This is a genomic window from Cupriavidus mimosae (assembly GCF_023952485.1).
GTDB lineage: Bacteria > Pseudomonadota > Gammaproteobacteria > Burkholderiales > Burkholderiaceae > Cupriavidus > Cupriavidus taiwanensis_C.
The window spans coordinates 20,062-46,985 of sequence record NZ_JALHRY010000013.1 but is presented as its reverse complement, the minus strand read 5'-3'; the positions used below and the strand labels follow the sequence as shown (position 1 = coordinate 46,985).

Sequence of the window (26,924 nt, the reverse complement as noted above, 5' to 3'; positions counted from 1 at the left end):
TATCCATGGCAACTGCTGCAAAGAAAAAGCCGGCGGCTAAGAAGGCCGCCAAGCCGGCCGCCAAGAAGGCTGCTGTGAAGAAGGTCGCCGCCAAGAAGGCTGCACCGGCCGCCAAGAAGGCAGCCGCCAAGAAGGCACCGGCCAAGAAGGCCGCGGTGAAGAAGGTCGCTGCCAAGAAGGCCGCACCGGCCAAGAAGGCTGCTGCCAAGAAGGCGCCGGCCAAGAAGGCCGCGGTGAAGAAGGTCGCCGCCAAGAAGGCCGCACCGGCCAAGAAGGCTGCTGCCAAGAAGGCACCGGCCAAGAAGGCCGCGGTGAAGAAGGTCGCCGCCAAGAAGGCTGCACCGGCCAAGAAGGCTGCTGCCAAGAAGGCGCCCGCCAAGAAGGCTGCTGCCAAGAAGGCTGCACCGGCCAAGAAGGCTGCCGCCAAGAAGCCGGCTGCCAAGAAGGCCGCTGCCAAGAAGCCGGCTGCCAAGAAGGCTGCCGGCAAGCCTGCCGCGGCCCCTGCGGTTGCTCCCGCTTCGGCTGCCAAGACCGCGCTGAACCCGGCTGCTGCCTGGCCGTTCCCGACGGGCAACCGTCCGTAAGCTGCGCCGCCACGGCGTGGACCCTACCCGTTCCGCAAGGAACCACAACGGCACGCAAGTCGTGCCTGCATGACCGGATACCGCGTATCCGGTCCGCAAGACACCTGGTCTTGCCGACCCGCCGATGGCAACCGCCCGGCGGGTTTTTTCATGGGCGCGCGCGGGCCGCGTCCGCCAGAGCGGCCAAAGAAAAAGCGCCGTACCCTTGCGGGTACGGCGCCCGGGGTGCGCCTTTGGTGAAGGCCTGCGTGGCCGTCAGTGCGTGACGCGGGTCACGCCGCCGGAGGACAGCAGCCGCACCCGTTCGCCAGGGCGGAAGGCTTCGTCGGCCTCCTGCGTGATCGCGCGCATCTCGCCGTTGTCCAGGCGCACGGTGATTTCCAGCGCGCGGCGCTGGTTGATCTTGTTCTCGGCCGCGCTGCCGGCGATGCCGCCCAGTACCGCGCCGAGGATGCCGGCCGCCACCGCGCCGTTGCCGCCGCCGATGGTGCTGCCGGCCGCTACGCCGCCGATGGCGGTGCCGGCCAGCGTGCCGGCGCCGCTCTGGCCCCCCTGGATGGTGACCTCGCGGATGCCTTCGACCACGCCGTAGCGCACGGTCTGCTCGCGCTGCGCCTGGCCGGTGCCGTAGACACTGTTGGAATTGGATTGCGTGGCGCAGCCGGCCGCCAGCGTGGCAACCAGGGCCGCCCCAAGAACGGCAAGCGCGCCGCCGCGTAGCTTGTTGTTCATGTCAGTTCCCGAAAATTTCGCCACGCGCCGGCCGCAGCTCAGGCGTAGCGGTACCCGAATGCAGACTGGAACCGGTTGCCGATTTCGTCGCACGACAACCAGTGGTTCTGCGGACCCTGCTGCGCGATCTTGACCGACCCCATCAGCGATGCGAGGCGGCCGGTCGTTTCCCAGTCTAATCCGTTTTCAATGCCGAAGAGCAGGCCGCCGCGGAAGGCGTCGCCACAGCCGGTCGGGTCGACGATGCGCTCGGCGGCAACGGCCGGGATCGCGTACTGGCGGCCATCGGCATAGATGCTGGCGCCGCGCTCGCCGTGCGTGACGATGAAGGCACGAACCTTGGCGGCAACCTCGGCGCTGGTCCACGCGGTGCGCGACAGCAGGACCTGCGCCTCGTAGTCATTGACTGTCACGTAACTGGCGAGTTCAACGAACTCCCGCAGGTCGTCGCCGTTGAACAGCGGCATGGCCTGGCCCAGGTCGAAGATGAACGGCACCCCGGCTTCGGCGAACTGGCGCGCGTGGTGCAGCATCCCTTCGCGGCTGTCGGGCGCGACGATCCCCAGGCTGGGCGCCTCGTCCCCGCCCAGCGCGTCCTTGACGTGGTTCAGTTGCGACTGGCTCATTGCGCCAGGGTGGAAGGCGGTGATCTGGTTGTTGTCCAGGTCGGTGGTGATCATGGCCTGCGCGGTGAAGGTCTCCGGCAGCACGCGGATGTGGCCGGTGGGGATCGCCAGCTTGCGCAGGTATTCCAGGTAGGGTTCGGCATCGATGCCGACGGTGGCCATCACCACCGGATCGCCGCCCAGCATCTTGAGCGTGTAGGCGATGTTGCCGGCGCAGCCGCCAAACTCGCGGCGCATGCCGGGCACCAGGAACGAGACGTTCAGCATGTGGATCTGGTCCGGCAGGATGTGTTCGCGGAAGCGTCCGTCGAACGTCATGATGGTGTCGTAGGCGACGGAGCCGCAGATCAGGCTGGCCATGCTCTCTCCAGGTGTCGGGGTTGGGTTCGGGTGGATCGGCGCCCTTTGCGGGCAGCAGCGGTAACGCACAAAACAGAAGCGGCCGCCCCGTGGTCGCGGGCGGCCGCTGACATCGCAGGCGCGCCGCCTGTTACTTCAGCGCGGCCAGGGCGGCGTCGTAGTCGGGCTCGGACTTGATCTCGGGCACCAGCTGGCTGTACTTGACGGTGTCGTTTTCGTCCAGCACCACCACGGCGCGGGCGGTCACGCCGGCGAGCGGGCCGGTCTTGATGTCGACGCCGTAGTTGCCCTTGAACTCGGCGCCGCGCATGGTCGACAGCGGCACCACGTTGGCCAGGCCTTCGGCGCTGCAGAAGCGGCCCATGGCGAACGGCAGGTCGGCGGAGATGGTCAGCACCACGGTGTTGGCCAGGCCGCTGGCGGCTTCGTTGAACTTGCGCGCGGACGCCTGGCACACCGGCGTATCCAGGCTAGGGACGATGTTCAGCACCTTGCGCTTGCCGGCGAAGTCGGCCAGCGTGACGTCCTTCAGGTCCTTGCCGACCAGCGAGAAGGCGGGGGCCTTGTCGCCGGCTTGCGGGAACTTGCCTGCGACTTCGATGGCGTTGCCGCCGAGGGTGACGTTGCTCATGTCTACTCCTTGATATCTGATGGGTTTCCGGCTGCAGTCCGGAGCGGGGGCAAGGCTCGCTGCAAGACTCGGATTCGGTCCGGCGGCGGGCCAGGAATTCAGGGATAAAAAATCAGCACGCGATAGTTGGCTGGCGCCTGCTGCGTCCGGAATCGTACCCGAACCGGCAGCTCCATGCCCGCGCGCAGCCCTTGCGCGGCAAAGGCCTGCTGCGACGACTCCAGGTATTCCGCGGGCTGCAGCACCCGGCGCAGCAGCAACTGGTCCTGCAGGTCGGTCATGACCAGTTCGATCGCGGGCAGCGCGGCGCTGGCGCGGCCAAGGTTGCGCAGGGTCACGGCCAGCAAGTAGGTGTCGCCGCCTTCATCCTGGCGCTGCAGTTGCGAGGTCTCGATGCGCAGCGCATCGATGTCGCGCCACGGCGGCACGGTGCAGCCCAGCGGCGCGCATGCCGCCTCGAGTGCCGGGCGCAGCATCGGAAAGTGCCCGGCGAGCTGGCTGCGTCCCAGGTAGGCAAGCTGCAACAGCGCGGCGATGGCGAGTGCCACGGCTGCCACGCGCCACGCGGCGCGGGGCACGGCAAGGGGCCGGCGCGGCTCGCGTTCACGCTCGCGCTCGCGCGCCTGCCGCAGGAAGTCAGGGGCGAACACCGGGCCGGCCGGTGCTTCGGCGCGGACCCAGCGGCGCGTCGCCTGCTCGCGCGCGACCGCGCCGCCGGTGACGCTGCCAATGGTGTCGGGGCCGGCGGAGCGCGCTTCGTCCTGCTCGCCGACGGCGGGCAATGCGTTCGGCGGCGTGGCGGCCGCAGTCTCATCGGCCGGGCGCTGCGTGTGATCCGGCCACGGCGCCGGCTCGAATGCCTGATCGGCCGATGCCGCGCGCAGGAATTCGCCTGCGCTGGGGATGGCGCCGGCGGCCGGCGCCGCGGGTTTCTCGGCCGGGCTATCGAGCGCGCCGTGATCCAGCGCCGGCCAGGCGGCTGCCGGCGCGGGCGGCTGTGCCGCCGGTGCTGGTGCTGTTGCCGGGGCCGCTTCGGCGACCGGGCCTGGCGCCTGGCGCTGCGCGTCGCGCGCATCGCGGTCGGCGACGGCCGCATTGGCTTCGCGCAGCGCGCGCTCGATCTCGGCATCGTCCATGCCGGCCTGCGGGGGCACGGCCATGTCCTCGGGCGACGACATCAGCATGGTCGGCGCATCCAGCGCCGGCACGTCGTAGCCGGGGTCGATGGTCGGGGTGAAAGCGGGAGTCGGGGCGGGCGATGGCGCGGGTGCCGCTGGTGACGAGGCGGGCGGCGCGCCGGGTTCGGCGGCAGCCGGGGCAGGCGCGGCAGACGCTGCCGGCTTCTGTGCCGGGGCACTGCCCGCGGTGGTGCCCGCCGGCAGCGGAATTTCGATCAGGTGCTCGCGCGCGTCGAACACCGTTTCGCACTGGCCGCACCGCACCAGCCCCTGGCGCAGCCGCAACTGGTCGGCGACCAGCCGGAAGGCGGTGCGGCAGGCCGGGCAGCGCGTGACTAGCTTGACGGCGGCCATCGGGCGGAATCAGGGGCGGGTGCCGTGCAGGCAGACCCAGCCTTCCTCGCTGCGCCATACCGTCAGCGGCAGCCAGGGCGCGTAGGCCGCGGCGACTTCCTCGGCCTGGCGCTCGAGCACGCCGGACAGCACCAGCCGCCCACCTGCGCGCACCCGCGCGCTCAGCATGGCCGCCATCAGCTTGAGCGGGTTGGAAAGGATATTGGCGACCACCAGGTCGTAGCTGGCTTCGGACACCGATTCCGGCAGCGCGAACGACGCTTCGACTCGGTTGCGTTCGGCGTTGTAGCGCGACGCTTCCACGGCGTTGGGGTCGATGTCGATGCCGACCGTGTCGCCCGCGCCCAGCTTGCGCGCCACGATCGCCAGGATGCCGGAGCCGCAGCCGTAGTCGAGCACGGTTTCGCCCGGCTTCAGGTTTTGCTCCAGCCACTGCATGCACAGCCGCGTGGTGGGGTGGCTGCCGGTGCCGAAGGCCAGGCCCGGGTCGAGCTCCAGCACCACGGCGTCGGGTTCGGGCGCGTCGTGCCACGACGGCACCACCCAGATGCGCTCGCCCACGCGGATCGGCTCGAACTGCGATTGCGTCAGCCGCACCCAGTCCTGGTCCTCGACCGCGCGCAGCTGGTACGGCGGCACCGGGTCGATGCCGAGTTGGTTGGCGGCGGCTGCAACCACCACGGCCGGATCGGCGTCGTCGCCGAACAGCGCGACCACGCGCGAGCGGTTCCACGCGAGTTGCTTCGGTTCCAGCCCGGGCTCGCCAAACAGCGGCTGCTCATCGGGCGTATCGGCGTCGGCGTCTTCCACCGAAACCGACAGCGCGCCGAGGTCGAACAGGGCGTCAGACCAGGCTTCGGCCTGGTCCTGCGCCACTTCGATCACACATTCCTGAAATGCCACGGGCTTCCTTCTGTTGCTGCGGGTTGCTTTGACCGGTGCTCAGGCCTTCGCGCGCTCTGCCAGGCGATGCTCGAGATAATGGATGCTGGTGCCCCCTTCAACGAAGTTGGCGTCCATCATCAGCTCGCGGTGCAGCGGCACGTTGGTCAGGATGCCGTCCACCACCATTTCCGACAGCGCGATGCGCATGCGGGCGATGGCCTGCTCGCGCGTGGCGCCGTAGGTGATGATCTTGCCGATCATCGAATCGTAGTTGGGCGGGACGAAGTAACCATCATACGCGTGCGAGTCGACCCGCACACCCGGGCCGCCGGGCATGTGCCAGGCGGTGATGCGCCCCGGCGACGGAATGAACTTGAACGGGTCCTCGGCGTTGATACGGCATTCGATCGCGTGGCCGCGGAACTGCACGTCCTTCTGGCGGAAGCGCAGCTTCTCGCCAAAGGCGATGCGGATCTGTTCCTGCACGATGTCGATGCCGGTGATCATCTCGGTGACCGGGTGCTCGACCTGCACGCGCGTGTTCATCTCGATGAAGTAGAACTCGTTGTTCTCGTACAGGAACTCGAACGTGCCGGCGCCGCGATAGCCCATCTTCTTGCAGGCCTCGGCGCAGCGGTCGCCAATGCGCTCGATCAGGCGGCGCGGAATATGCGGTGCGGGCGCTTCCTCGATCACCTTCTGGTGGCGGCGCTGCATCGAGCAGTCGCGCTCGCCCAGCCAGATGGCCTGCTTGTGCTGGTCGGCCAGGATCTGGATTTCCACATGGCGCGGGTTCTCGAGGAACTTCTCCATGTAGACCTCGGGATTGCCGAAGGCGCGGCCGGCTTCTTCGCGCGTCATGTTGACGGCGTTGATCAGCGCGGCTTCGGTATGCACCACGCGCATGCCACGGCCACCACCGCCGCCGGCGGCCTTGATGATCACCGGGTAGCCGACGCGGCGCGCGGTCGCCAGGATCTCCTTGGGATCGTCGGGCAGGGCGCCGTCCGAGCCGGGCACGCACGGCACGCCGGCCTTGATCATGGCCTGCTTTGCCGAGACCTTGTCGCCCATCAGGCGGATGCTGTCGGCGGTCGGGCCGATGAAGACGAAGCCGGACTTTTCCACGCGCTCGGCGAAGTCCGCGTTCTCGGACAGGAAGCCGTAGCCGGGGTGGATGGCCTGCGCATCGGTCACCTCGGCGGCCGAGATGATGGCGGGCATGTTCAGATACGACAGCGGCGACGGGGCCGGGCCGATGCAGACGGCTTCGTCTGCCAGGCGCACGTACTTGGCCTCCTTGTCGGCCTCGGAGTACACCACGACCGTCTTGATGCCCAGTTCGCGGCAGGCGCGCTGGATGCGAAGAGCGATTTCGCCGCGGTTCGCGATCAGAATTTTTTCAAACATGGTCTCTCTCTGCGAGAACAGTAGCGGTCCCGCTGCGTGGCGCCATGGCGCGCCGGGCGCGCTCCGCGATGGCCGGTGGCCACCCGGGCGGCGAGACTGCGGGAACTGCATGGAACTGCACGGAACGGGCCGCTAAGCCCACAACGTCCGTGGCGCGGGAAGCGCCCTGGCATGCCGCGCGGGCAAGGCCGCAGTGGACCGCGGGCGCGGCAGGCTGCAGCATCGGGGCCCGGCATGCCGGCCAGGATCAGCCGATGACGAACAGCGGCTGGCCGTATTCCACCGCCTGGCCGTTCTCGACCAGGATTTCCTTGATGACGCCGGCCTTGTCGCACTCGATCTCGTTGAGCAGCTTCATGGCTTCGATGATGCAGACGGTCTGGCCTTCCTTGACCGTGTCGCCGACGTTGACGAAGGGCGCGGCGCCCGGCGACGGGGCACGGTAGAACGTGCCCACCATCGGCGAAGTCACCACATGGCCGGCGGGAAGCTGCGCAACCGGCTCGGCAGCCGGTGCTGCGGCGCCAGCAGGGGCGGCCGCGGGCTGCGCGGCGGCGGGCAGGGCCTGCATCTGGGGCATGGCCATCGGCGCGGCGATGACTTGCGGCGGTTGCTTGACGATGCGTACCTTGCCGTCGCCTTCGGTGACTTCCAGCTCGGAGATGCCGGATTCGGCCACCAGGTCGATAAGCGTCTTCAGCTTGCGCAGGTCCATCTTTTTATCCTCCTGAATCGGGTTTTCCGCCGCGGTCCGGGACGGGCCGCGGCGGAACAATCGTTGTGCCGGCCACCGGAAATCCGCGCCCGCCGTGCCGAGGCACGCCAACGGGCGCAGGCCGCCGGGCGGCGCGCGCAGGTTGTCGAAATAATCCTTGTGGGGGTTCAGCTCCCCGGGGGCTGCTCCTGGCCCAATACATAGTCCAGCGCCAGCAGGTAACCCTGCCAGCCAAGCCCGCAGACCACCCCGACCGCCACGTCCGAGAAGTAGGAGTGGTGCCGGAAGCTTTCGCGCCGGTGCACGTTCGACAGGTGCACCTCGACGAACGGGATCGCCACGCCAGCCAGCGCATCGCGCAGTGCCACGCTGGTATGCGTATAGGCAGCCGGGTTGATGATGATGAACTCGACCCCTTCCGCGCGGGCGGCATGGATGCGGTCCACCAGTGCCCCCTCGTGGTTGGACTGGAACGTCTGCAGCGACGCCCCGGCTTTCGCCGCGCGTTCTGCCAGGGCCGCGTCGATATCGGCCAGCGTGGTGTGCCCGTAGGTCTCCGGCTCGCGCGTCCCCAGCAGGTTAAGGTTCGGCCCATGCAGGACCAGCACCTTGTGGTAGCGGGGTGAGCGACGGATAGAGCGGGATGCAGTCACGGCGGCTCGACCAGATCAACGAAATTGCGCGGAGATTACCGTAGCTTAGAGGGATTTGTCTAGCACGGGATACAGGGCTGGGCGACCCTCCATACGCTGTTGGCGGCCTTTTGAGCACTTTCGCACCGGCGCGCTCCGCCAATGACGCAAATACATGAAGAACGCCGAAATTCTGGGATGTTGGCAGTAGAAACGAATTAGGTGCGCGGCAGAACGGCACGCAGTTCGTCCGCGGAGACCCGCCCCATCTTGCGATACTTCACCGATCCATCCGGATTGATAACGACGGTATAGGGCAGCCCGCCGGCGCTGTTGCCGAAATTGCGGGACAGCTCGGTGCCGGCGAAGCCTGCCACGGCCAGCGGATACGCAACCGGCACCTTCTGGGTGAACTGCTGGATGTTCGCCGCCGAATCGATACCGATGCCGACAAATTCAACCTGACGGTGCTTGAACTCTTCATGCAGGGCGGTGAGCTCGGGCATTTCCTCGACACACGGGCCACACCACGGCGCCCAGAAGTTGACCACCACGGTCTTGCCGCGAAGCTTGCCGAGGTCCAGTTCCGTTCCTGCAGGATCCGGCAGGCGCGACTGGAACAAGGTTTCGACGGCCTGATCGTTGGCGGGCTTTGGCGAGAACACGAAATGTCCGGCCAGCGCCCCGGCGGCACAGGCGATCACGGCGACAGCGATCCACAGCCAGAGACGCGAACGGCGGACGGGCGGGGCAACGGTTTCAGTCATGGCTTGACCAGTAGAAGATAAGACGGCGGTATCAGGCGTTGCCGGCGGCGTCAGCGGCATCCAACAGGGCCTGCACGGCCTGCACATCGGCGCGAGCGGTGCGCCCGGAGGCATCAGTGCGCACTGCGCCGCGTTCATCGACGGCATCATACAGTGCTATATGGATGCCGACTGGCGCACCCAGTTCCGCGCGGACCTCGCCCGCCAGCAGGCGCGCCTCGCGGCGGTCGGGCCACTGGCCCTTCCACAGGAAACTCAGGGTCTCGACCTCGCCGCGGCCGCCAAAGTGGCGGCTTTCGCTGGTTTCGAAGTCGACCCCAGCGTTGATCAGGTGCAGCGCGACGTCCTTGGCGCTGTCACAGAAGCACTGCAGGTAGACATCGGAGTGTTCGGTGGCGGTGCCGTTGAGCACCGCGCCGGCCAGATAGGGCCGGAACGGCGCCAGGTCTTGCATCGCCATCACCGCCAGCCGGCGCAGCAGCGCCAGCACGCGCGGCTGGCTGTCGGCGTGGAACAGCGCCTGGTAGGCGCGCACTTCGGCCTCGACCTGTTCATTGTCGGGCAGCCATTCACCCGGCACGCGCTGTTCGCCCAGCACCTGGCGCGCGGCCTTGCGCTTGGCGGTAGCGTAGTCGGCACCGTCCTCGGCAATCATGCGGGCGGCTGCCTGGGCGATTTCCTCGCGCAGGCGGGTGGGGTCTGGGGCGGTACGTCGGTTCATGCCCCATGATACCGGAGGCGTCCGCACGCGCGGTGGGCGCGCTGCCGCAGTGCAGGGAAGGGCGCTGGCGCTCGGGTACAATCGAAGGCTTCCTGCCCGGCCCCGCCGCATCACAAGGCTCCAACCCAGCCGCCGCGCCGCCGGGCCCGAATCCCCACGCCTGCGGGCTTCAAGTCTTTCCGGGAACCCATGCATATTCATATCCTTGGCATCTGCGGCACCTTCATGGGCGGCCTGGCGGTGCTGGCCAAGCAGGCTGGCCACCGCGTCACCGGCTGCGATGCCAACGTCTACCCGCCGATGAGCACCCAGCTCGAAGCCCAGGGAATCGAACTGATCGAGGGCTTCGACCCCGCCCAGCTGTCGCTGGAGCCGGACCTGTTCGTGATCGGCAACGTGGTCTCGCGCGGCAATCCGCTGATGGAGGCCATCCTCGACCGCAACCTTCCCTATGTGTCGGGCCCGCAATGGCTGGGCGAGCACGTGCTGGCGCGCAAGTGGGTGCTGGCGGTGGCCGGCACCCACGGCAAGACCACCACCACCTCGATGCTGGCCTGGGTCCTGGAGGACGCCGGCTACAACCCTGGCTTCCTGGTGGGCGGGGTGCCGCAGAACTTCGGCATCTCGGCGCGCGTGACCGAGTCGGACTTCTTCGTGATCGAGGCCGACGAGTACGACACGGCGTTTTTCGACAAGCGCAGCAAGTTCGTCCACTATCGCCCGCGCACCGCCATCCTGAACAACCTGGAATACGATCACGCCGACATCTTCCCGGATCTGGCCGCGATCGAGACCCAGTTCCATCACCTGGTGCGCACTGTGCCGGGCCAGGGCCGGATCGTCGTCAATGGCGTGGAGGAAAGCCTGGCGCGAGTGCTGGAGCGTGGCTGCTGGAGTGAAGTCGAGCAGTTCGGCGTGGGCGACTGGCGCGAGAGCGACGCCGCCGGCAGCGAGGCGGCGCCGGGCAAGGACGCGTTCGATGTCTGGTTCGGCGACGCCGTCGAGGGCACGGTGGTGTGGGACCTGCAGGGCACCCACAACCGCATGAACGCGCTGGCCGCAATCGCTGCCGCGCGCCATGTCGGCGTGCCGGCGGCGCAGGCGATCGCGTCGCTGTCGCGCTTCGCCAACGTCAAGCGCCGCATGGAAGTGCGCGGCGTGGCCGGCGGCGTCACGGTCTACGACGACTTCGCCCACCATCCCACCGCGATCCAGACCACGCTGGACGGGCTGCGCCGCCGCGTCGGCAATGCCCGCATCCTGGCGGTGCTGGAGCCGCGTTCCAACACCATGAAGCTGGGCGTGATGAAGGCGCAGCTGCCGGCCAGCCTGGAGCAGGCCGACCTGGTGTTCGGCTACGGCGCTCCCGCCGGCAAGGACGCGCTGGGCTGGGACCTGGCCGAAGCGCTGGCGCCGCTGGGCAGCACCGCCACCGCGTTCCAGGACCTGGGCACGCTGGTGCGGGCGGTGCGCGCCGCGGCGCGGCCGGGCGACCATGTGCTGGTGATGAGCAACGGCGGCTTCGGCGGCGTGCACCAGAAGCTGCTCGACGCGCTGGCCCAGGGCGCCGCGGGCTGACCGGACTCGCCATGCTGCTGTATCTGCACGGATTCCGCTCTTCACCCCAGTCGTTCAAGGCCCAGCTGGTGCAGGCGCGCATGCGCGAGTGGGGCGTGGGCCGCTACTACGCCTGTCCCACGCTCAATGTCTCGCCGGCGCTGGCGATGGCCCAGGCCGAGGCGGCGATCCAGGCCGCGCGGGCGGGCGGCGACCAGGAAATCGCCATCGTCGGCTCGTCGCTGGGCGGCTTCTATGCGCGCTGGCTCGGCGAGCGGCACGGCTGCAAGACCGTATTGCTCAACCCCGCCATCCATCCCTGGACCGATCTGGAGAGCTACCTTGGCGAGCAGCCGCTGTGGCACGGCGGCGGCTCGGTCACGGTCGAGCGCCGCCACCTGCAGGAAGTGCTGGACCTGCGCGTGGACACCCTCACCCGGCCCGAGCGCTACTACCTGATCGCGGCCACCGGCGACGAGGTGCTGGATTACCGCGAAATGGTCGATGCCTGCCCCGGCGCGAAGATCCGCGTAATCGAGGGCAGCGACCACGGCATCAGCGAGTTTGCCGACTACGTCGACGATGTCCTCGCCTTCTGCGGCTATGGTCCCGGCGGCAAGACGCCGGCCGGCACCGGCGCGGCATGAGCGCGCAGTCCGTGCGCCGCTGCGGCTGGAGCCCGCACCTTGCCTTCGACGCGGCCATCCCGCCCAACCTGCGGCGCTGGGTCACCGGCGATGACGGCTCGCTGACGGCGCGGCTGGTGGCCGCGTCGGCGCGATTTCGCGTGGCGCGGCTGCTGCAGGCGCCGCAGCGCCCGCTGGCCGACGAATGGCAGGCGCTGGGCCAGTCCGACCGCACGCCCGCGCTGACGCGCGAGGTGCTGCTGATCTGCGACGACATTCCCGCCGTATTCGCCCACACCGTGGTGCGCCTGCGCCATGCGCGCCGCGACTGGCCGTTCCTGCGCGGGCTGGGCGAGCGTCCGCTGGGCGGACGCCTGTTCGTCGATCCGGCGGTGCGGCGCGAGCCGTTCCAGTTTGCGCGGCTGCTGCCGCACCACCCGCTGCGCCAGGCCCTGCACCGCGTGCTGCCGGCCATGGCGTCAGTGCCCATGCTGACCGCGCGGCGCTCGGTGTTCCGGCGCGGCGGTGGCGTCATGCTCGTGACAGAAGTGTTCCTGCCGGACCTGCTGTCGCGGCCGTCCCCGGGGACCGAGGCGGTACCGCATCCCAAATATATGCGGACGACAGACCGAAGCCCTGTTTCGACACACACTACCGAAATCAAGAAAGAGACCACGAGATGAAACTGCAGGGTCGGGTTGCCATCATCACTGGTGCCGCCGCCGGCATCGGCTTTGCCACCGCGCAGCGCTTTGCCGAAGACGGCGCCATCGTCGTGCTGTGCGATGTACAGGAAGCGCGCGTGCGCGAGGCCGCCGCCAGGCTGGCGGCCACCGGCGCCACCGTATCGGCCTACCGCGTCGACGTGACGCGCCGCGACGAGGTCGATGCCATGGTGGCGGCCGTGCTGGCGGCCCACGAGCGGGTCGATATCCTCGTCAACAACGCCGGCATCACCAAGGACGCGCGCCTGGCCAAGATGACCGAGGCCCAGTTCGATGCCGTCATCGACGTCAACCTGAAAGGCGTATTCAACTGCGCGCAGGCCGTGGCCGGGCTGATGGCCGAGCAGGGCAAGGGCGTGATCCTGAATGCCTCCAGCGTGGTCGGCCTGTACGGCAATTTCGGCCAGACCAACTACGCGGCCAGCAAGTTCGGCGTGATCGGCTTCACCAAGACCTGGGCGCGCGAGCTGGGCCCCAAGGGCGTGCGCGTGAACGCGGTGTGCCCGGGCTTCGTCAACACCGAGATCCTGCAGACCGTGCCGGACAAGGTGCTGGACGGCATGAAGTCGTCGTGCTGGCTGCGCCGGCTGGCCGAGCCGGCCGAGATCGCCAGCATCTACGCCTTCCTGGCCAGCGACGACGCCAGCTACGTCAACGGCGTGGCGATCGAGGCCAGCGGCGGCATGTCGCTCTGAGCCCGGAGGGCGGCCGCACCGTGGTGCGGTATCATGCCAGGTCTCAGGCCGGGTCTTTGCCAGTCACCGGCAGGCCACCGGCAGGCACACGCGCCCCCCAGCCGTTGCCGGTCGCACGCGTCGATGGCGGGTGCGTGCGGTGGCACCATTTCTCCCACAGGAATCCGCTCCAGCGCTGGCCACAGGGCCGCCCGGCGCGGTTCCGCGCATAGTTGAAAGTACCGATCGATGCAGTTGCTGTTCGAAGAAGGCGGCGAGATCCGCGCCGGCACCGTGCTGAACCAGCAGGGCGAGGCTTACCAGGTGGAGCTGCCGGCCGGCAAGCGCACCAAGGTCAAGTCGCGCGACGTGCTGCTGCAGTTCGCGCAGCCGTCGGCGCCCGAGCTGGTGCGCCAGACCGGCGACATGGTGGCCGAGATCGACCTGGACTTCCTGTGGGAATGCGCGCCCGAGGCCGAATTCGGCTTTGCCGAGCTGGCCGCCGAATACTACGGGGCGGAGCCCGGCGCGGTGCAGCAGGCGGCGCTGGCGATGGCGCTGCACGGCAATCCGGTGTACTTCCGCCGCAAGGGCCGCGGTCGCTACCAGCGCGCGCCCGAAGACCAGCTCAAGGCCGCGCTGGCCGCGCTCGAGCGCAAGCGCCAGCAGGCGCTGGTGCAGGCCGAGTATGAGGAACAGCTGAAGGCGCTGACGTTGCCGGAATCGTTCCGCAACAAGGTGCTGCAGTTGCTGTTCAAGCCCGACAAGAACAGTCTGGAATACAAGGCCATGGACGCCGCCTGCAGCGCTCTCGGCATGTCGCCGATGCGGCTGATGGTGGCCGCCGGCGGAGTTGCCAGCGCGCGCGCGCTGCACGAGGCCAAGTTCCTCGCCGAGTGCTTCCCCAAGGGCACCGGCTTTGCCGATACCGACGTGCCCGAGCCGCCGGCCGACCTGCCGCTGGCCGAGGTCGAGGCGTTCTCGATCGACGACGTCACCACCACCGAGATCGACGACGCGCTGTCGGTAACGCAGCTGCCCGACGGCAAGCTGCGCATCGGCATCCATATCGCCGCGCCGGCGCTGGGCATCCGCCGCGGCGAGCCGCTCGACGCGATCGCGCGCCAGCGCCTGTCGACGGTCTATTTTCCGGGCGACAAGATCACCATGCTGCCGGACCCGGTGGTCGAGCGCTACACGCTGCAGGAAGGCCGGGTTTGCCCGGCGCTGTCGCTGTACGTGACGGTGGACCCGTCGGTGTGGCTGATCACCGGCAGCGAGACCCGCGCCGAGATGGTGCCGATCGCCGCCAACCTGCGCCACAACCTGCTCGACGATGTCATCACCGAGGCCTCGCTCGCCCAGGGCACCGGCGACTACCCGTTCCGCGAGGAGCTGACCCGGCTGTGGCACTTTGCCGGCTACCTGTACGACGAGCGCCAGCGGGCGCGCCTGGCCAGCGGCCTGCGTCCCGAGACCCACAACCGCGCGGATTTCAATTTCTACCTGGACGACCAGGCCGACGGCAGCCAGCGCGTGCGCATCGAGCAGCGCAAGCGCGGCTCGCCGCTGGACAAGATCGTGGCCGAGATGATGATCCTGGCCAACAGCACCTGGGGCAAGCTGCTGGCCGACCATGGCGTGCCCGGCATCTACCGCACGCAAAAGGCATGGGGCATGCACCGCACGCGCATGCAGACCTATCCGGCGCCGCACGAAGGCCTGGGTGTGGCGCAGTACGCGTGGAGCACCTCGCCGCTGCGCCGCTATGTCGACCTAGTCAACCAGTGGCAGATCCTGGCGGTGGCCCAGCACGGCGTGACCGCCAAGCTGGTGGCACCGTTCAAGCCCAAGGACGCCGACCTGCTGGCCGCGGTGGCCGACTTCGAAGGCACCTACGCCGCCTACGCCGACCACCAGTCGACCATGGAGCGCTACTGGTGCCTGCGCTGGCTCAAGCAGGAAAACCGCGAGCGCATGGTGGCCTCGGTGCTCAAGGAAGGGGCGGTGCGCTTCACCGAGATCCCGCTGGTCACGCGCGTGCCCGAGCTGGTGCAGGCGCAGCGCGGCACCCAGGTGCTGCTGGAGATCGGCGAGACCGACGAGATCACGCTGGAGGTCTCCTGCCGGGTGCTCGAGATCTTCGCCGGTGAAGGCGAAGTCCCCGAAGAAGAACTGGAAAGCGACGAGGAAGCCGCTGAAATGTCCGCCGAAGCCGCAGCCGAGGCGGCGGCCGAGGAAGCCGCCGAGCACGCCGCGGGCGTGCCGGATCAGGAGCCGGCCGAAGCCGATGGCGACGCCGCCGGCAAGGCGTCGGGCGAGCGCGACACCGGCACCCCGGCGGCCAGCTGAAGCCTTCGGAAATCCGCGGGGCTCCCTTACAATGCGGGTCGGGTCCAGGCCGGACCCGCGGGCCCGCCGGTCCGCTCTGCCAGCCGGCACCGGCCGGTGCCGCCGCGGTTGTCTCCCGAGTCCTCATCCATCCATCGTGAACGCCACTCTCGCCGCTTCCCGCCCCTGGTGGCATGCCAGGTGGCACAACAGCAGTATGCTGGCCCGGGCGCTGGCCATTTCCGTGGCCGTGCACGCGCTGCTGCTGATGGTGCGGGTGGCCGCGCCGGAAGTGTTCGAGATCAAGCGCAGCGACGCCGCGCTGGACGTGGTGCTGGTCAATGCCAAGTCGGCGCAGAAGCCGCGCAACCCGACCGCTTTGGCGCAGGCCAACCTGGACGGCGGCGGCGACCATGACCGGCAGCGCGCCACCACGCCGCTGCCGGCGCAGACCCTGACGCAGGAGGGCGACCTGGTGCGCCAGGTGCAGCGCCGGGTCGAGCAGCTCGAACAGGAGCAGCAGCGCCTGCTGACCCAGGCGCGCGAGGCCGCGCCGGCGGTGCGCAACCAGACGCTCAAGCCCGGCGAGAAACGCCAGGACACGCCGCAGCGCGGCCAGGACGAGCGCACCTCGGCCGACGAGATGGCGAAGCTGGAAGCCGAGATCGGCCGCAACCTGGAGCACTACGCCAAGCGGCCCAAGCGCTTCCAGCTGACCGCCACCAGCGCGCAGGCGGTCGACTACGCGCAGTATTACGACCGGCTGCGCCGCAAGATCGAGGCGCGCGGCACCACGGATTTCCCGCAACGTAACGGCAAGCCGCTCTACGGCCAGCTGATCCTGGTGATCAACGTCAACCGGCTGGGCAAGCTCGGCTACAACCGCGATGGCTACAACGTCGACGCCATCGACGTGGTCAAGAGCTCGGGCGATCCCGCGCTGGACCGTCAGGCGGTGGCGATCGTGCGCGCGGCCGCGCCGTTCGGCGCCTTTACCGCGGAGATGTCGGCGCGCCAGGACATTCTCGAAGTCATATCCACTTTCAAGTTTTCGCGCAGCGGGCTGGAAACCCGCTTGCAGGCACGCTGATGACATCCACTGACCCTTCCCAAGCCAGCGCCGACCGCTATGTGGTGATCGGCAATCCGGTCGCGCACAGCCGCTCGCCGGCCATCCACGCCGCCTTCGCGCGCCAGACCGGCGAGGCCGTGCAATATGACCGGCTGGAGGCGCCGCTGGACGGGTTTGCCGACACCGTGCGCCAGTTCTTCGCCGACGGCGGCTTCGGCTGCAACGTCACCGTGCCGTTCAAGCTGGAAGCCTATGACCTGGCCGACCGCCTGACCGAGCGCGCCGAGGCCGCCGGCGCGGTCAATACGCTGTGGATCGAGGAGGGCTTGATCCATGGCGACAACACCGACGGCATCGGCCTGGTGCGCGATATCCAGGACAACCTCGACACCCTGATCGAAGGCAGGCGCGTGCTGCTGCTCGGCGCCGGCGGCGCCGCCATGGGCGCGATGCTGCCGCTGATCGAATGCCGGCCTTCGCGCATCGTGGTGGCCAACCGCACCGCGTCGCGCGCCAGCGACATGCTCGAAGAGTTTGTCGAGGCGGCCGACCAGTATGGCGTCGAGCTGTGGGGCGGCGGCCTCGATGCGCTCGAGGGCCTGTCCGAGGACGAGGCCGTCGACGTGGTGATCAATGCCTCGTCCAGCAGCCTGCAGGGCGAGGTGCCGCCGGTGCCGGAGTTCCTGCTCGGCCAAGGCGTGCTGGCCTACGACATGATGTACGGCGCCGAGCCCACCGTGTTCCTGCAGTTCGCCGCGCGCTGCGGCGCGCGCGTCAGCGACGGCCTCGGCATGCTGGTCGAGCAGGCCGCCGAGGCCTTCTATATCTGGCGCGGCGTGCGGCCCCGCACCGCGCCCGTGCTGGCCGAGCTGCGCGCCGCGCTGCAGGCCGAACGCAAGGGCTGATCGGGCCCCCGCCAGCCGTGGCCAACCGCAACCGCACGGCCAGTGCCGCCCGCACCCACGCGGCGCCGGCGCGCGCCGTCTTGAATCCGGTGCGCTGGCTCGGCTATCTGCTGGGTTGCGTGGTCGCCGGCGTGGCGGCGATGCAGCTGTATTTCTTCGTGCAGATCGCCAGCTGGCAGTACCTCGATCCCACCACCACCACCTTCATGCGCGCCGAGCGCTGGCGCCTGTGCGGCATCAACGTGTGGAGCTGCGGCCTCGACCGGCAGTGGGTGCCGTACGACCGCATCTCGCGCAACCTCAAGCGCGCGGTGATCGCCAGCGAGGATGCGGACTTCGTCAACCATCCCGGCTATGAGCTCGATGCCATGCTCGATGCCTGGGAGCGCAACAAGAAGCGCGGGCGCATCGTGCGCGGCGGCTCCACCATCACGCAGCAGCTGGCCAAGAACCTGTTCCTGTCGTCGGAGCAACATTACCTGCGCAAGGGCCAGGAGCTAGCGATTACGTGGATGCTCGAGTTCTGGCTGGACAAGCAGCGCATCTACGAGATCTATCTGAATTCGGTGGAGTGGGGCGAGGGCGTGTTCGGCGCGCAGGCCGCGGCGCAGCACTACTTCCGCACCAGCGCAGACAAGCTCAGCGTGGGCCAGTCAGCGCGCCTGGCGGCGGCGCTGCCCGCGCCCAAGTGCTTCGACAAGAAAGAGTATTGCGCCAACGTGCGCGTGAACTTCCGCGCCAAGGCGGGCATCATCGCGCGGCGGATGGGGGCAGCGACGCTGCCCGACTGAAGCCGCCGGCCTCAGCTCAGCCACCCCTTGCGGCGGAAATACACCAGCGGGATCGCCGCCGACACCGCCATCAGCGCAATCGCCCACGGATAGCCGGCACCCCAGTCCAGTTCCGGCATGAACTTGAAGTTCATGCCGTAGATGCTGGCGATCAGCGTGGGCGGCATCAGCGCCACCGACACCACCGAGAACAGTTTGATGATCTTGTTCTGGTTGATGTTGATGAAACCGACGGTGGCGTCCATCAGGAAGTTGATCTTGTCGAACAGGAACGCGGTGTGGTTCTCGATCGAGTCGATGTCGCGCAGGATCTGGCGCGCCTCGTCCTGCTGCTCGGCCGACAGCAGCTGGCTGCGCATCAGGAAGGACACCGCGCGGCGCGTGTCCATCACGTTGCGGCGGATGCGGCCATTCAGGTCTTCCTCGCGCGCGATGGTTTCCAGCACGTCGGCCGCGGCGGCATCGGTCACGTTCTCGGCCAGCACGCGGCGGCTGGCTTCTTCCAGGCGCTCGTAGATTTCCTCGATCGAGTCGGCCGAGTATTCCGCATCGGTCGCGTACAGGTCCATCAGCACGTCCTTGGCGTTGCGCACCGAACCCGGGCGCATGCGCGCGCGCAGCCGCACCAGGCGGAACACCGGCAGGTCTTCGTCGTGGATGGAGAACAGCACGTCCTTGGTCAGCACGAAGGCGACGCGCACGTTGCGCGACACCTCTTCCTCGTCGAGCAGGAAGTCGGTGCGGATATGGATGTTCTCGTCCTCGCCCTCGAAATAACGCGCGGACGCTTCCAGGTCGCCCAGGTCTTCCAGTTCAGGAAGGGCGACGCCATAGGCTTCCTTGATCCAGTTCAGTTCCTCGTCGTCGGGATTGACGACATCGATCCAGATCGGCTTGTGCTGCAGCAGCTCATTGCGCTCGTCGACCTGCTCCTGGGCAAGCCGGCCTTTTTGCAGGACGAACAGGTTGATCATCCCCGGGATTCCTTATTGCTGATTGCGACGAAAAACAAAGACAAGCGCGAAGACAAGCGCAGGCGGCTCGCCGCATTCCCAGGTATTGCGTCATGCCCCGTCATGGCCCCGCGGCATGCCGCGCGAGGCCGGGCCACGGGCAAGCGTGATCGCGCTGTCCTGTGGCTGCGCGCGGCAGGCGGACAAGGCGATGGCGTTTGCCTGGGTTGGCTGGCTAGCCGGGAGAGGGAAGATCCGCCACGGTGGGCGCGCATGGAGGCGCCGCCGTGGCACGGAAAGACACTCGCCCGCAGTTCTGACTGCGGGCAAGGCCGACGAAGCGCGGAGCCGGGTGCTCCGGGCGGGTCGTCGTTACGCAGCCCGCAGTGACATGGCATTCGCAGAGGTCGCAGCGTTGCCGCGCCAACTCGAACACCCGATGCTACTGCCCACGTAATTTCTCCGGGATTGTGATGGCCGCGAGTGTAGCCCAACGGAGGGTGGCTTGTTAAGTGAAATCTCCGCGACGGGCGCGCGCCGTTGCCGGCTCGCGACCGGTGGTGTGCTCCCGGACGTGCCCCCCGGTCTTAGCCGAGAGCGCCCCGCAGACGCCGCCACAGCAGCGGCGCCAGCATCACCGAGGACAGCGCCAGGAACATCAGCACGATCGCGGCGTAATCCTGCCAGTGCGGCTGCTCGCCCAGCAGCCACATCCCGGAGAACACGCCGACCACCGGGATAAACATGATCGACAGGCTCGACACCACCGGCGGCAGGCTGCGCGCCAGCCCGAACCAGACCAGGTGGCAGAAGGCGAAGACCACCACCGCGTTGTAGGCGATCGCGGCCCATTCGATGGCGGTGGGCATGCGCCAGCCGTCTTCCAGCAGCAGCGTACCGAGCGCCAGGAAGGGCAGGGTCACCGCCAGCATCCAGAAGGTCATGGCGCCGATCGGCACGTCGGTCTGGGTGCGTTTCATCAGCTGGGTGCCGAAGCCCCAGCCAGCCGCGGCCAGCAGCATCAGCAGCGTGCCGGCGGGGCTGCCGGTCAGCGCGGCGAGCTCGCCCGACAGCAGCAGCACCGTGCCCGCCAGCGCGCAGCCGATGCCCAGCCAGGCCCACGCGCCGATGCGCTCGCGGAAGAACACCAGGCCCCAGACCACCGCCCAGATCGGCATGGTGTAGCCCAGGATGGCGGCGCGGCCCGACGACAGCAGCTTGACCGCGCAGATCGCGAACAGGTGCCAGATCACCATGTTTGGCAGCGCCAGCCGGAATACCGTGCCCCATTCGCGCCGCGGCACCGTCAGCGAATCGCCCCGCAGCCGCAGCGCCAGCCCCAGTGCCAGCAGCCCGCCGGCCATGCACAGCAGGCGGAAACCCAGGGCCGGGAAATGCGCCACGCCGACTTTCATGATGGGCCAGTTGATGCCCCAGGCGAGCGTCAGCACCACAAGCAGGAAGAGACCACGGCGATCGAGAGACATGACGGGACGCGGCTGTGCGGGATGCCACGCATTGTTTTGAGACGAAGCGCAAAACGATAGCACGCAGCGGGTAAAATTGCCGAAAGCGACATATGCTGCAGGGATGAAAGGTTTTCACGCCACTGCGGCCAACCGCGCCGGCCGAGTCCATCGGCCAAGATCGACCAGGATCGGCCTCACGATGAGACGCCGGCGCCACCAGGACATTCCGAGTACCCATGACCTTCACCGAGCAGCTTGCTGCCGCCTGGCAGCGCAACGATTCCCTCCTGTGCGTCGGGCTCGATCCTGACCCGCACAAGCTTCCCCTGTCCCTGACCGGGGCCGGCGGCGCCATCTTCTCGTTCTGCCGCGAGATCGTCGACGCCACCGCCGACCTGGTCTGCGCCTTCAAGCCGCAGATCGCGTACTTCCATTCGCAGCGCGCCGAAGACCAGCTCGAGCAACTGATCCACTATATCCACGACGCCCACCCCGGCATTCCGGTGATCCTGGACGCCAAGCGCGGCGACATCGGCTCGACCGCCGAGCACTATGCGCTGGAAGCCTTCGAGCGCTACAAGGCCGATGCGGTCACGGTCAGCCCGTACATGGGCTTCGACTCGATGCAGCCGTATCTCGCCTATCCGGGCCGCGGCGTGATCGTGCTGTGCCGGACCTCCAACCCGGGCGGGTCGGACGTCCAGTTCCTGCAGGTCGACGGCAAGCCGTTGTACCAGCTGGTGGCCGAGGCCGCGCGCGAGCGCTGGAACACCACCGGTCAGATGGGCCTGGTGGTCGGCGCGACCTTCCCCAACGAGATTGCGCGGGTGCGCCAGATCGTCGGCGACATGCCGCTGCTGATTCCCGGCATCGGCGCCCAGGGCGGCGACATCGAGGCCACGGTGAAGGCTGGTCGCACCGCCGACGGCACCGGCATGATGATCAATTCGTCGCGTGCCATCCTGTACGCCAGCCGCGAGAAAGACTTCGCCGCGGCGGCGCGCAACGTCGCGCTGCAGACGCGCGAGACCATCAATCGCTACCGCCACGGCTGAACGCCGCACGCGGCACGAAAAAAAACCGCGCCTGCTGGCGCGGTTTTTCGTTTGAGCGGCTTGCGCCGGCAGGTCTTCAGGCCTCGTTGCGCAGCAACTCCACCAGGCCCCGCATCGCGTGCTCGGCCGCCTGGCGACGGATCTGTGCGCGGTCCCCAGGAAAGCGCTGGGTCTCGACGATGGTGGTGATGCGGTTGCTCCAGCCAAAGCACACCATGCCCACGGGCTTTTCCGGGGTGCCGCCGTTGGGCCCTGCTACCCCAGTGATCGACAGGGAAACCTGCGCGCGGCTGTTAAGCAGCGCCCCTTCAGCCATCGCGCGCGCGACTTCTTCGCTGACCGCGCCGTGATCGCGGATCAGCTTGGCCGGCACGCCCAGCATGGTCGACTTGGCCTCGTTGGAATACGTGACGAAGCCCCGCTCGAACCAGCCCGACGAGCCCGACACGTCGGTAATGGCGGCGGCGACCAGGCCGCCGGTGCAGGATTCGGCGGTGGCCAGCATCAGGGATTTGTCGGCTAGGGCGACGCCGGCCTGGATGGCGAGCTGGTCGAGCAGGCGGCTGACGGACATGATGGGTGCAGGGGTTGTTTTGGAGGAATCAGTTTGGCGTTGGCCGCTCAGAACGAGCGCCACAGGGCAAACACCAGCAGCGTGTAGAACGCCGCGAAGATGTCGTCGAACATCACGCCGAAGCCGCCGCGCAGGCCCGGGCCTTTCAGGCTACGGTCATAGTGGCCGATCGGCGCCGGCTTGGCGATATCGAACAGCCGGAACCACAGGAAGGCGGCGAACTGGCCCCAGAAGCCGGTCGGCATGACAAAGGCCAGCACCAGCCAGAACGCCACGATCTCATCCCAGACCATGCTGCCGTGGTCGTGCACGCCCATGTCGCGCGCGGTGCGGGCGCATGCCCACAGGCCCAGCACGAAGCCGCCGCTGATGATCCACAGCCAGGTAGCAGGCTCGATCCACAGCGAAATCACCACGAACGAGAGCCAGGCGTAGAGCGTGCCGACGGTGCCGGGGCCGACCGGCGACAGGCCCGAACCGAAGCCGAAGGCGATCAGGTGCGCCGGATGCGCCAGCATGAAGCGTGCGCTCGGGCGCGTGACCTTGACGGTCTGGCCGGCTTCCAGAGTCAGGGCGGGGTCGCGCGGCGCGGCCCCGGGAGGGAAGGTGGACATCAAAGTTGGCTCGTGTGATGCGGATACGGCTTATGGTTATGGCCGGCTTGCGCTGCGATGCGTGCGGACTCCCGTGCCCGCGCAGCCGCCGATGCCGGCATCATGACATGCCTGTGACCCGGTGTCAGGGGGCAGCGAAGTGGTCGAAGCTGGCGCCTTCGTAGCGGGTCGGGTTGCCGGCGCGGTCGACCAGCCGCAGGCCCGGCTCGGGCGTGATCGCGCCGACGCGCGTCAGCGGCAGCGCCAGCCGATCGCTGATGGCCGCAATGGCGTCGCGGTGGCCGGCCGGCGCGGTGAAGCACAGTTCATAGTCGTCGCCGCCGGCCAGCACGCACTCGCGCTGGATGGCATCGGGCTGGCCAGCCAGCACTGCCGAGCGGGGCAGGGCATCGACATCGACCAGCGCGCCCACCTGCGAACGCGTCAGGATATGACCCAGGTCGCCCACCAGGCCGTCGGAGATATCCAGTGCGGCATGCGCCACGCCGCGCAAGGCCATGCCCAGCGCCACCCGCGGCGTCGGCGCGTCCATGCGCGGCCGGACCTGGCTGAATTCGGGTTCGGGCAGCAGCCATTCGCCGCGGCAGTCGCCCAGCGCCAGCCGCGCATCGCCCAGGGTGCCGGAGATCCAGATATCGTCGCCGGGGCGCGCGGCGTCGCGGCGTAGCGCCGCGCGCAGCGGCACGTCGCCGAATACCGTCAGCGACAGCGTCAGCGGGCCCCGCGTGGTGTCGCCGCCCACCAGTTCGCAACCGTGCTCGTCGGCCAGCGCCAGCATGCCCGCTGCAAGTTCGGCGAGCCAGTCGGGCTCGGCCGCGGGGAGCGCCAGCGCCAGCGTGAAGGCGCGGGGCTCGGCGCCCATGGCCGCCAGGTCTGACAGGTTCACGGCCAGCGCCTTGTGGCCGAGCGCGCGCGGGGCCACGTCCGCGAAGAAATGGCGCCCGCTGACCAGCATGTCGGTGCTGATGGCGAGATGGTGGCCGGGACGGCCCTCGACCAGCGCGCAGTCATCGCCCACGCCGAGCGCAGCCTTGCGCACCGGCCGGGTGAAATAGCGGCGGATCAGGTCGAATTCGGAAATCTGGGCGGGCTGGGCGTTGGGCATGGATCGACGGCGTGCCGGGATGGGCGGTGGAGTGACGGCGCGGTTGGGCAGGAGATCAGCGGGGTTTGCCGGCAAATGCCGCAGCGGCGCGCGGCAACAGCATGGGGCGCGTCGCGTGTTTCAGCAAGATACTGCTGCGCATCACAGCCATGACCGCCATGCGCTGCGCCGCTTTGCCGGCTGGGCGCTACGCTTGCTGGTGTTGCCCGGGAGGATGGGGCATATTGTACCGAATCGCAAAGGTGCCCCAAGCAAAACGCTTATTGTGAAATAGTTTTTCACTATATAAAATGTGGGGTTCCAAAGGAAGAGAAGGGCGGACGCGTGGAGCCGGTCCGCCGATCGTCCCCGCCTTGTCAATGACGGCTCCACCGATTGGAAGATGCGCCGATGACCAGCCCACAGTCCCCGTCCCAAGACGATCTGAAACAGCAGCAGCGCGAGGCGCTGCGCAAAGCGGCGCTCGAGTATCACGAGTTTCCTACCCCCGGCAAGATCTCGGTCACGCCGACCAAGCCGCTGTCGAACCAGCGCGACCTGGCCCTGGCGTATTCGCCCGGCGTGGCAGCGGCCTGTGAAGAAATCGTTTCCGATCCGGCCAACTCGTTCCGCTATACCGCGCGCGGCAACCTGGTCGCGGTGATCACCAACGGCACCGCCGTGCTGGGCCTCGGCGACATTGGCGCCGCGGCGTCCAAGCCGGTGATGGAAGGCAAGGGCGGGCTGTTCAAGAAGTTTGCCGGTATCGACGTGTTCGATATCGAAATCGACGAGAAGGACCCGGAAAAGCTGGTCCAGATCATCGCAGCGCTCGAGCCCACCTTCGGTGGCATCAACCTGGAAGATATCAAGGCACCGGAGTGCTTCTACGTCGAGCGCAAGCTGCGCGAGAAGATGAAGATTCCCGTGTTCCATGACGACCAGCACGGCACCGCCATCGTGGTGGCCGCGGCCGTCATCAACGGCCTGAAGGTGGTCGGCAAGGACATCAGCAAGGTCAAGCTGGTGGCCTCGGGCGCCGGCGCCGCCGCGCTGGCCTGCCTGGATCTGCTGGTCGATATCGGCCTGCCCATCGAGAACATCTGGGTGACCGACCTGGCCGGCGTGGTCTATGAAGGCCGTACCGAGCTGATGGACCCCGAAAAGGCCCGTTTCTCGCAGAAAACCGACAAGCGCAAGCTGGGCGAGGTCATCGACGGCGCCGACATCTTCCTGGGTCTTTCCGCCGCGGGCGTGCTCAAACAGGACATGGTCCAGCGCATGGCCGACAAGCCGCTGGTGCTGGCGCTGGCCAACCCGAATCCGGAAATCGCGCCCGAACTGGTCAAGGAAGTGCGCCCGGACGCGGTGATGGCCACGGGCCGTACCGACTACCCGAACCAGGTCAACAACGTCCTGTGCTTCCCGTTCATCTTCCGCGGTGCGCTGGACTGCGGCGCCACCACCATCACGCGCGAGATGGAGATTGCCGCGGCCAATGCGCTGGCCGAGCTGGCGCGCCAGGAGCAGAGCGACATCGTCGCCACCGCCTATGGCATCCAGGACCTGTCGTTCGGCCCTGAATACCTGATCCCCAAGCCGTTCGACCCGCGCCTGATCGTCAAGGTGGCGCCGGCCGTGGCCGAAGCCGCGATGAAGTCCGGCGTGGCCGCCCGCCCGATCGAGGACATGGACGCGTACCGCCTGCAACTGCAGCAGTTCGTGTACCACTCCGGCACGGTGATGAAGCCGATCTACGCCGCCGCGCGCAAGGTCGAGATGGAGAAGAAGCGCATCGTCTTCGCCGAGGGCGAGGAAGAACGCGTGCTGCGCGCGGTGCAGGTGATCGTCGACGAAAAGCTGGCCAACCCGATCCTGATCGGCCGCCCCGCCGTGCTGCAGCACCGCATCGAGCGCTTCGGCCTGCGCCTGCGCGCCGGCGTGGACTTCACCGTGGTCAACCCGGAACACGACGAGCGCTTCCGCGATTATTCCGACGCCTACTACCGCATGATGGCCCGCCAGGGCATCACGCCGCAGTACGCCAAGCTGGAAATGCGCCGCCGCACCACGCTGATCGGCGCGATGCTGGTGCACAAGGGCGAGGCCGACGGCATGATCTGCGGCACTGTCAGCAACACCGCGGCGCATCTGCGCTATATCGACCAGGTGCTGGGCGGCACCAACAAGGTGTATGCGGCAATGAACGGCCTGGTGCTGCCGGGCCGCCAGATCTTCCTGGTCGACACCCACGTCAACGTCGACCCGAGCGCCGAGGAACTGGCCGCGATCACGCTGATGGCCGCCGAGGAGCTGAAGCGCTTTGGCATCGAACCCAAGGTCGGCCTGCTGTCGCATTCGAACTTCGGCTCGTCCGAGGCGCCGTCGGCGCGCAAGATGCGGGAGACCCTGGCGATTCTGCGCGAGCAGGCACCGGAGCTGGAGATCGACGGCGAAATGCACGGCGACTGCGCGCTCGACCAGAAACTGCGTGACCAGCTGGTGCCGGACGGCACGCTCAAGGGCGAGGCCAATCTGCTGGTGTGCCCGAATATCGACGCGGCCAACATCTCGTACAACCTGCTCAAGGTTGCCGCGGGCAACAACGTCGCGATCGGGCCGATCCTGCTGGGCGTGAAGGCGCCGGTCCACATCCTGACTCCGTCTGCCACGGTGCGCCGCATCGTCAACATGACGTCGCTGGTGGTGGTCGACGCCGCCGCCAAGCGCTAAGCCGCTTGTTCCTTGCCCGGCGCGGGCCAAGGTGACGAAAAGCCGGGTTCGCCCGGCTTTTTTTATCGCTCGCGATCGCAGTTAGTATGCGCACACATACGCTTAACATATTGAAACAATTGAAGAAATTGCGCTGCAACAGCGCCGGGATTGATTAATTGCGTGC

General features: G+C 68.1%; 26 protein-coding genes. 11 read left to right on the top strand and 15 right to left on the bottom strand.

Going from position 1 to position 26,924, the window contains the following annotated elements:
- Positions 1-5 precede the first annotated feature (5 nt).
- Entirely contained in the window at positions 6-584 is a 579-nt protein-coding gene (locus tag MKD50_RS22520) for a histone H1-like DNA-binding protein (protein ID WP_115704777.1), read from the top strand.
- Between the two features lie 255 nt (positions 585-839).
- Here MKD50_RS22520 and MKD50_RS22515 read toward each other — a convergent pair whose 3' ends face one another.
- The 10 genes from MKD50_RS22515 to MKD50_RS22470 form a co-directional block, all read right to left on the bottom strand.
- Positions 840-1,316 (bottom strand): outer membrane lipoprotein, encoded by a 477-nt coding sequence (locus tag MKD50_RS22515; protein WP_115704775.1) that lies wholly within the window; start codon positions 1,314-1,316, stop codon positions 840-842.
- Between the two features lie 38 nt (positions 1,317-1,354).
- Positions 1,355-2,302, bottom strand: coding sequence for a carbohydrate kinase family protein (locus MKD50_RS22510; RefSeq protein WP_252668714.1), 948 nt, complete (start codon positions 2,300-2,302; stop codon positions 1,355-1,357).
- A gap of 130 nt (positions 2,303-2,432) precedes the next feature.
- Positions 2,433-2,933: a thiol peroxidase gene (tpx, locus tag MKD50_RS22505; protein WP_115681133.1), complete on the bottom strand. Its 501-nt coding sequence runs from the start codon at positions 2,931-2,933 to the stop codon at positions 2,433-2,435.
- A 98-nt stretch (positions 2,934-3,031) separates the two neighbouring features.
- Positions 3,032-4,465: a DUF3426 domain-containing protein gene (locus MKD50_RS22500; protein ID WP_252668712.1), complete on the bottom strand. Its 1,434-nt coding sequence runs from the start codon at positions 4,463-4,465 to the stop codon at positions 3,032-3,034.
- Between the two features lie 9 nt (positions 4,466-4,474).
- Positions 4,475-5,368, bottom strand: coding sequence for a 50S ribosomal protein L11 methyltransferase (prmA, locus tag MKD50_RS22495; RefSeq protein ID WP_115704769.1), 894 nt, complete (start codon positions 5,366-5,368; stop codon positions 4,475-4,477).
- 39 nt (positions 5,369-5,407) lie between these two features.
- The gene (gene accC, locus MKD50_RS22490; protein ID WP_115704767.1) at positions 5,408-6,760 is read right to left on the bottom strand and encodes an acetyl-CoA carboxylase biotin carboxylase subunit; all 1,353 of its coding nucleotides are present in this window, start codon (positions 6,758-6,760) and stop codon (positions 5,408-5,410) included.
- A 247-nt stretch (positions 6,761-7,007) separates the two neighbouring features.
- Positions 7,008-7,475 (bottom strand): acetyl-CoA carboxylase biotin carboxyl carrier protein, encoded by a 468-nt coding sequence (accB, locus tag MKD50_RS22485; protein ID WP_115704765.1) that lies wholly within the window; start codon positions 7,473-7,475, stop codon positions 7,008-7,010.
- A 167-nt stretch (positions 7,476-7,642) separates the two neighbouring features.
- Positions 7,643-8,128 carry a type II 3-dehydroquinate dehydratase gene (gene aroQ, locus MKD50_RS22480; protein WP_115704764.1) on the bottom strand — a complete coding sequence of 162 codons (486 nt, stop codon included), beginning with the start codon at positions 8,126-8,128 and terminating at the stop codon, positions 7,643-7,645.
- Between the two features lie 197 nt (positions 8,129-8,325).
- Entirely contained in the window at positions 8,326-8,874 is a 549-nt protein-coding gene (locus MKD50_RS22475) for a TlpA family protein disulfide reductase (protein ID WP_252668710.1), read from the bottom strand.
- A gap of 31 nt (positions 8,875-8,905) precedes the next feature.
- Positions 8,906-9,595 carry a UDP-N-acetylmuramate--alanine ligase gene (locus MKD50_RS22470; RefSeq protein ID WP_252668708.1) on the bottom strand — a complete coding sequence of 230 codons (690 nt, stop codon included), beginning with the start codon at positions 9,593-9,595 and terminating at the stop codon, positions 8,906-8,908.
- Between the two features lie 189 nt (positions 9,596-9,784).
- Here MKD50_RS22470 and mpl point away from each other — a divergent pair, with 189 nt between their 5' ends.
- The 8 genes from mpl (at position 9,785) to mtgA (ending at position 18,276) form a co-directional block, all read left to right on the top strand.
- Positions 9,785-11,173 carry a UDP-N-acetylmuramate:L-alanyl-gamma-D-glutamyl-meso-diaminopimelate ligase gene (gene mpl, locus MKD50_RS22465; protein ID WP_240072613.1) on the top strand — a complete coding sequence of 463 codons (1,389 nt, stop codon included), beginning with the start codon at positions 9,785-9,787 and terminating at the stop codon, positions 11,171-11,173.
- Positions 11,174-11,184: 11 nt separating this feature from the next.
- Positions 11,185-11,799: a YqiA/YcfP family alpha/beta fold hydrolase gene (locus MKD50_RS22460; RefSeq protein WP_252668706.1), complete on the top strand. Its 615-nt coding sequence runs from the start codon at positions 11,185-11,187 to the stop codon at positions 11,797-11,799.
- Positions 11,796-12,461, top strand: a complete 666-nt coding sequence (locus tag MKD50_RS22455; protein WP_115704759.1) for a chorismate--pyruvate lyase family protein — start codon at positions 11,796-11,798, stop codon at positions 12,459-12,461. The genes MKD50_RS22460 and MKD50_RS22455 overlap by 4 nt, the downstream gene beginning before the upstream one ends.
- Positions 12,458-13,198, top strand: a complete 741-nt coding sequence (gene fabG / locus MKD50_RS22450; RefSeq protein WP_115704758.1) for a 3-oxoacyl-ACP reductase FabG — start codon at positions 12,458-12,460, stop codon at positions 13,196-13,198. Before MKD50_RS22455 ends, fabG begins: the two co-directional genes overlap by 4 nt.
- Before the next feature lie 228 nt (positions 13,199-13,426).
- A complete protein-coding gene (locus MKD50_RS22445; protein ID WP_252668704.1) occupies positions 13,427-15,529 on the top strand; it encodes a ribonuclease catalytic domain-containing protein in 2,103 nt (700 codons plus the stop codon).
- Between the two features lie 136 nt (positions 15,530-15,665).
- Positions 15,666-16,598: an energy transducer TonB gene (locus MKD50_RS22440; RefSeq protein WP_252668702.1), complete on the top strand. Its 933-nt coding sequence runs from the start codon at positions 15,666-15,668 to the stop codon at positions 16,596-16,598.
- On the top strand, positions 16,598-17,485 hold the full coding sequence (gene aroE / locus MKD50_RS22435) for a shikimate dehydrogenase (RefSeq protein WP_240072608.1): 888 nt from the start codon (positions 16,598-16,600) through the stop codon (positions 17,483-17,485). Before MKD50_RS22440 ends, aroE begins: the two co-directional genes overlap by 1 nt.
- 89 nt (positions 17,486-17,574) lie before the next feature.
- On the top strand, positions 17,575-18,276 hold the full coding sequence (gene mtgA, locus MKD50_RS22430) for a monofunctional biosynthetic peptidoglycan transglycosylase (protein ID WP_115704944.1): 702 nt from the start codon (positions 17,575-17,577) through the stop codon (positions 18,274-18,276).
- An 11-nt stretch (positions 18,277-18,287) separates the two neighbouring features.
- On the opposite strand, the gene corA is transcribed toward mtgA, so the two are convergent.
- Both corA and MKD50_RS22420 read right to left on the bottom strand, forming a co-directional pair.
- Positions 18,288-19,250, bottom strand: coding sequence for a magnesium/cobalt transporter CorA (gene corA, locus MKD50_RS22425; protein WP_018006324.1), 963 nt, complete (start codon positions 19,248-19,250; stop codon positions 18,288-18,290).
- A gap of 566 nt (positions 19,251-19,816) precedes the next feature.
- A complete protein-coding gene (locus MKD50_RS22420; protein ID WP_240072607.1) occupies positions 19,817-20,716 on the bottom strand; it encodes a DMT family transporter in 900 nt (299 codons plus the stop codon).
- Positions 20,717-20,934: 218 nt separating this feature from the next.
- Here MKD50_RS22420 and pyrF point away from each other — a divergent pair, with 218 nt between their 5' ends.
- On the top strand, positions 20,935-21,753 hold the full coding sequence (gene pyrF, locus MKD50_RS22415) for an orotidine-5'-phosphate decarboxylase (RefSeq protein WP_018006326.1): 819 nt from the start codon (positions 20,935-20,937) through the stop codon (positions 21,751-21,753).
- Between the two features lie 76 nt (positions 21,754-21,829).
- Here pyrF and MKD50_RS22410 read toward each other — a convergent pair whose 3' ends face one another.
- From MKD50_RS22410 to thiL, 3 genes are all read right to left on the bottom strand, one after another.
- Entirely contained in the window at positions 21,830-22,327 is a 498-nt protein-coding gene (locus MKD50_RS22410; RefSeq protein WP_012353857.1) for a CinA family protein, read from the bottom strand.
- 47 nt (positions 22,328-22,374) lie between these two features.
- Entirely contained in the window at positions 22,375-22,941 is a 567-nt protein-coding gene (locus MKD50_RS22405; RefSeq protein WP_062801719.1) for a phosphatidylglycerophosphatase A family protein, read from the bottom strand.
- Positions 22,942-23,065: 124 nt separating this feature from the next.
- Complete coding sequence (thiL, locus tag MKD50_RS22400; protein WP_252668700.1) at positions 23,066-24,046, bottom strand: thiamine-phosphate kinase; 981 nt, start codon at positions 24,044-24,046, stop codon at positions 23,066-23,068.
- Positions 24,047-24,436: 390 nt separating this feature from the next.
- Here thiL and MKD50_RS22395 point away from each other — a divergent pair, with 390 nt between their 5' ends.
- Positions 24,437-26,758, top strand: a complete 2,322-nt coding sequence (locus MKD50_RS22395; protein ID WP_115704745.1) for an NADP-dependent malic enzyme — start codon at positions 24,437-24,439, stop codon at positions 26,756-26,758.
- Positions 26,759-26,924: the final 166 nt, after the last annotated feature.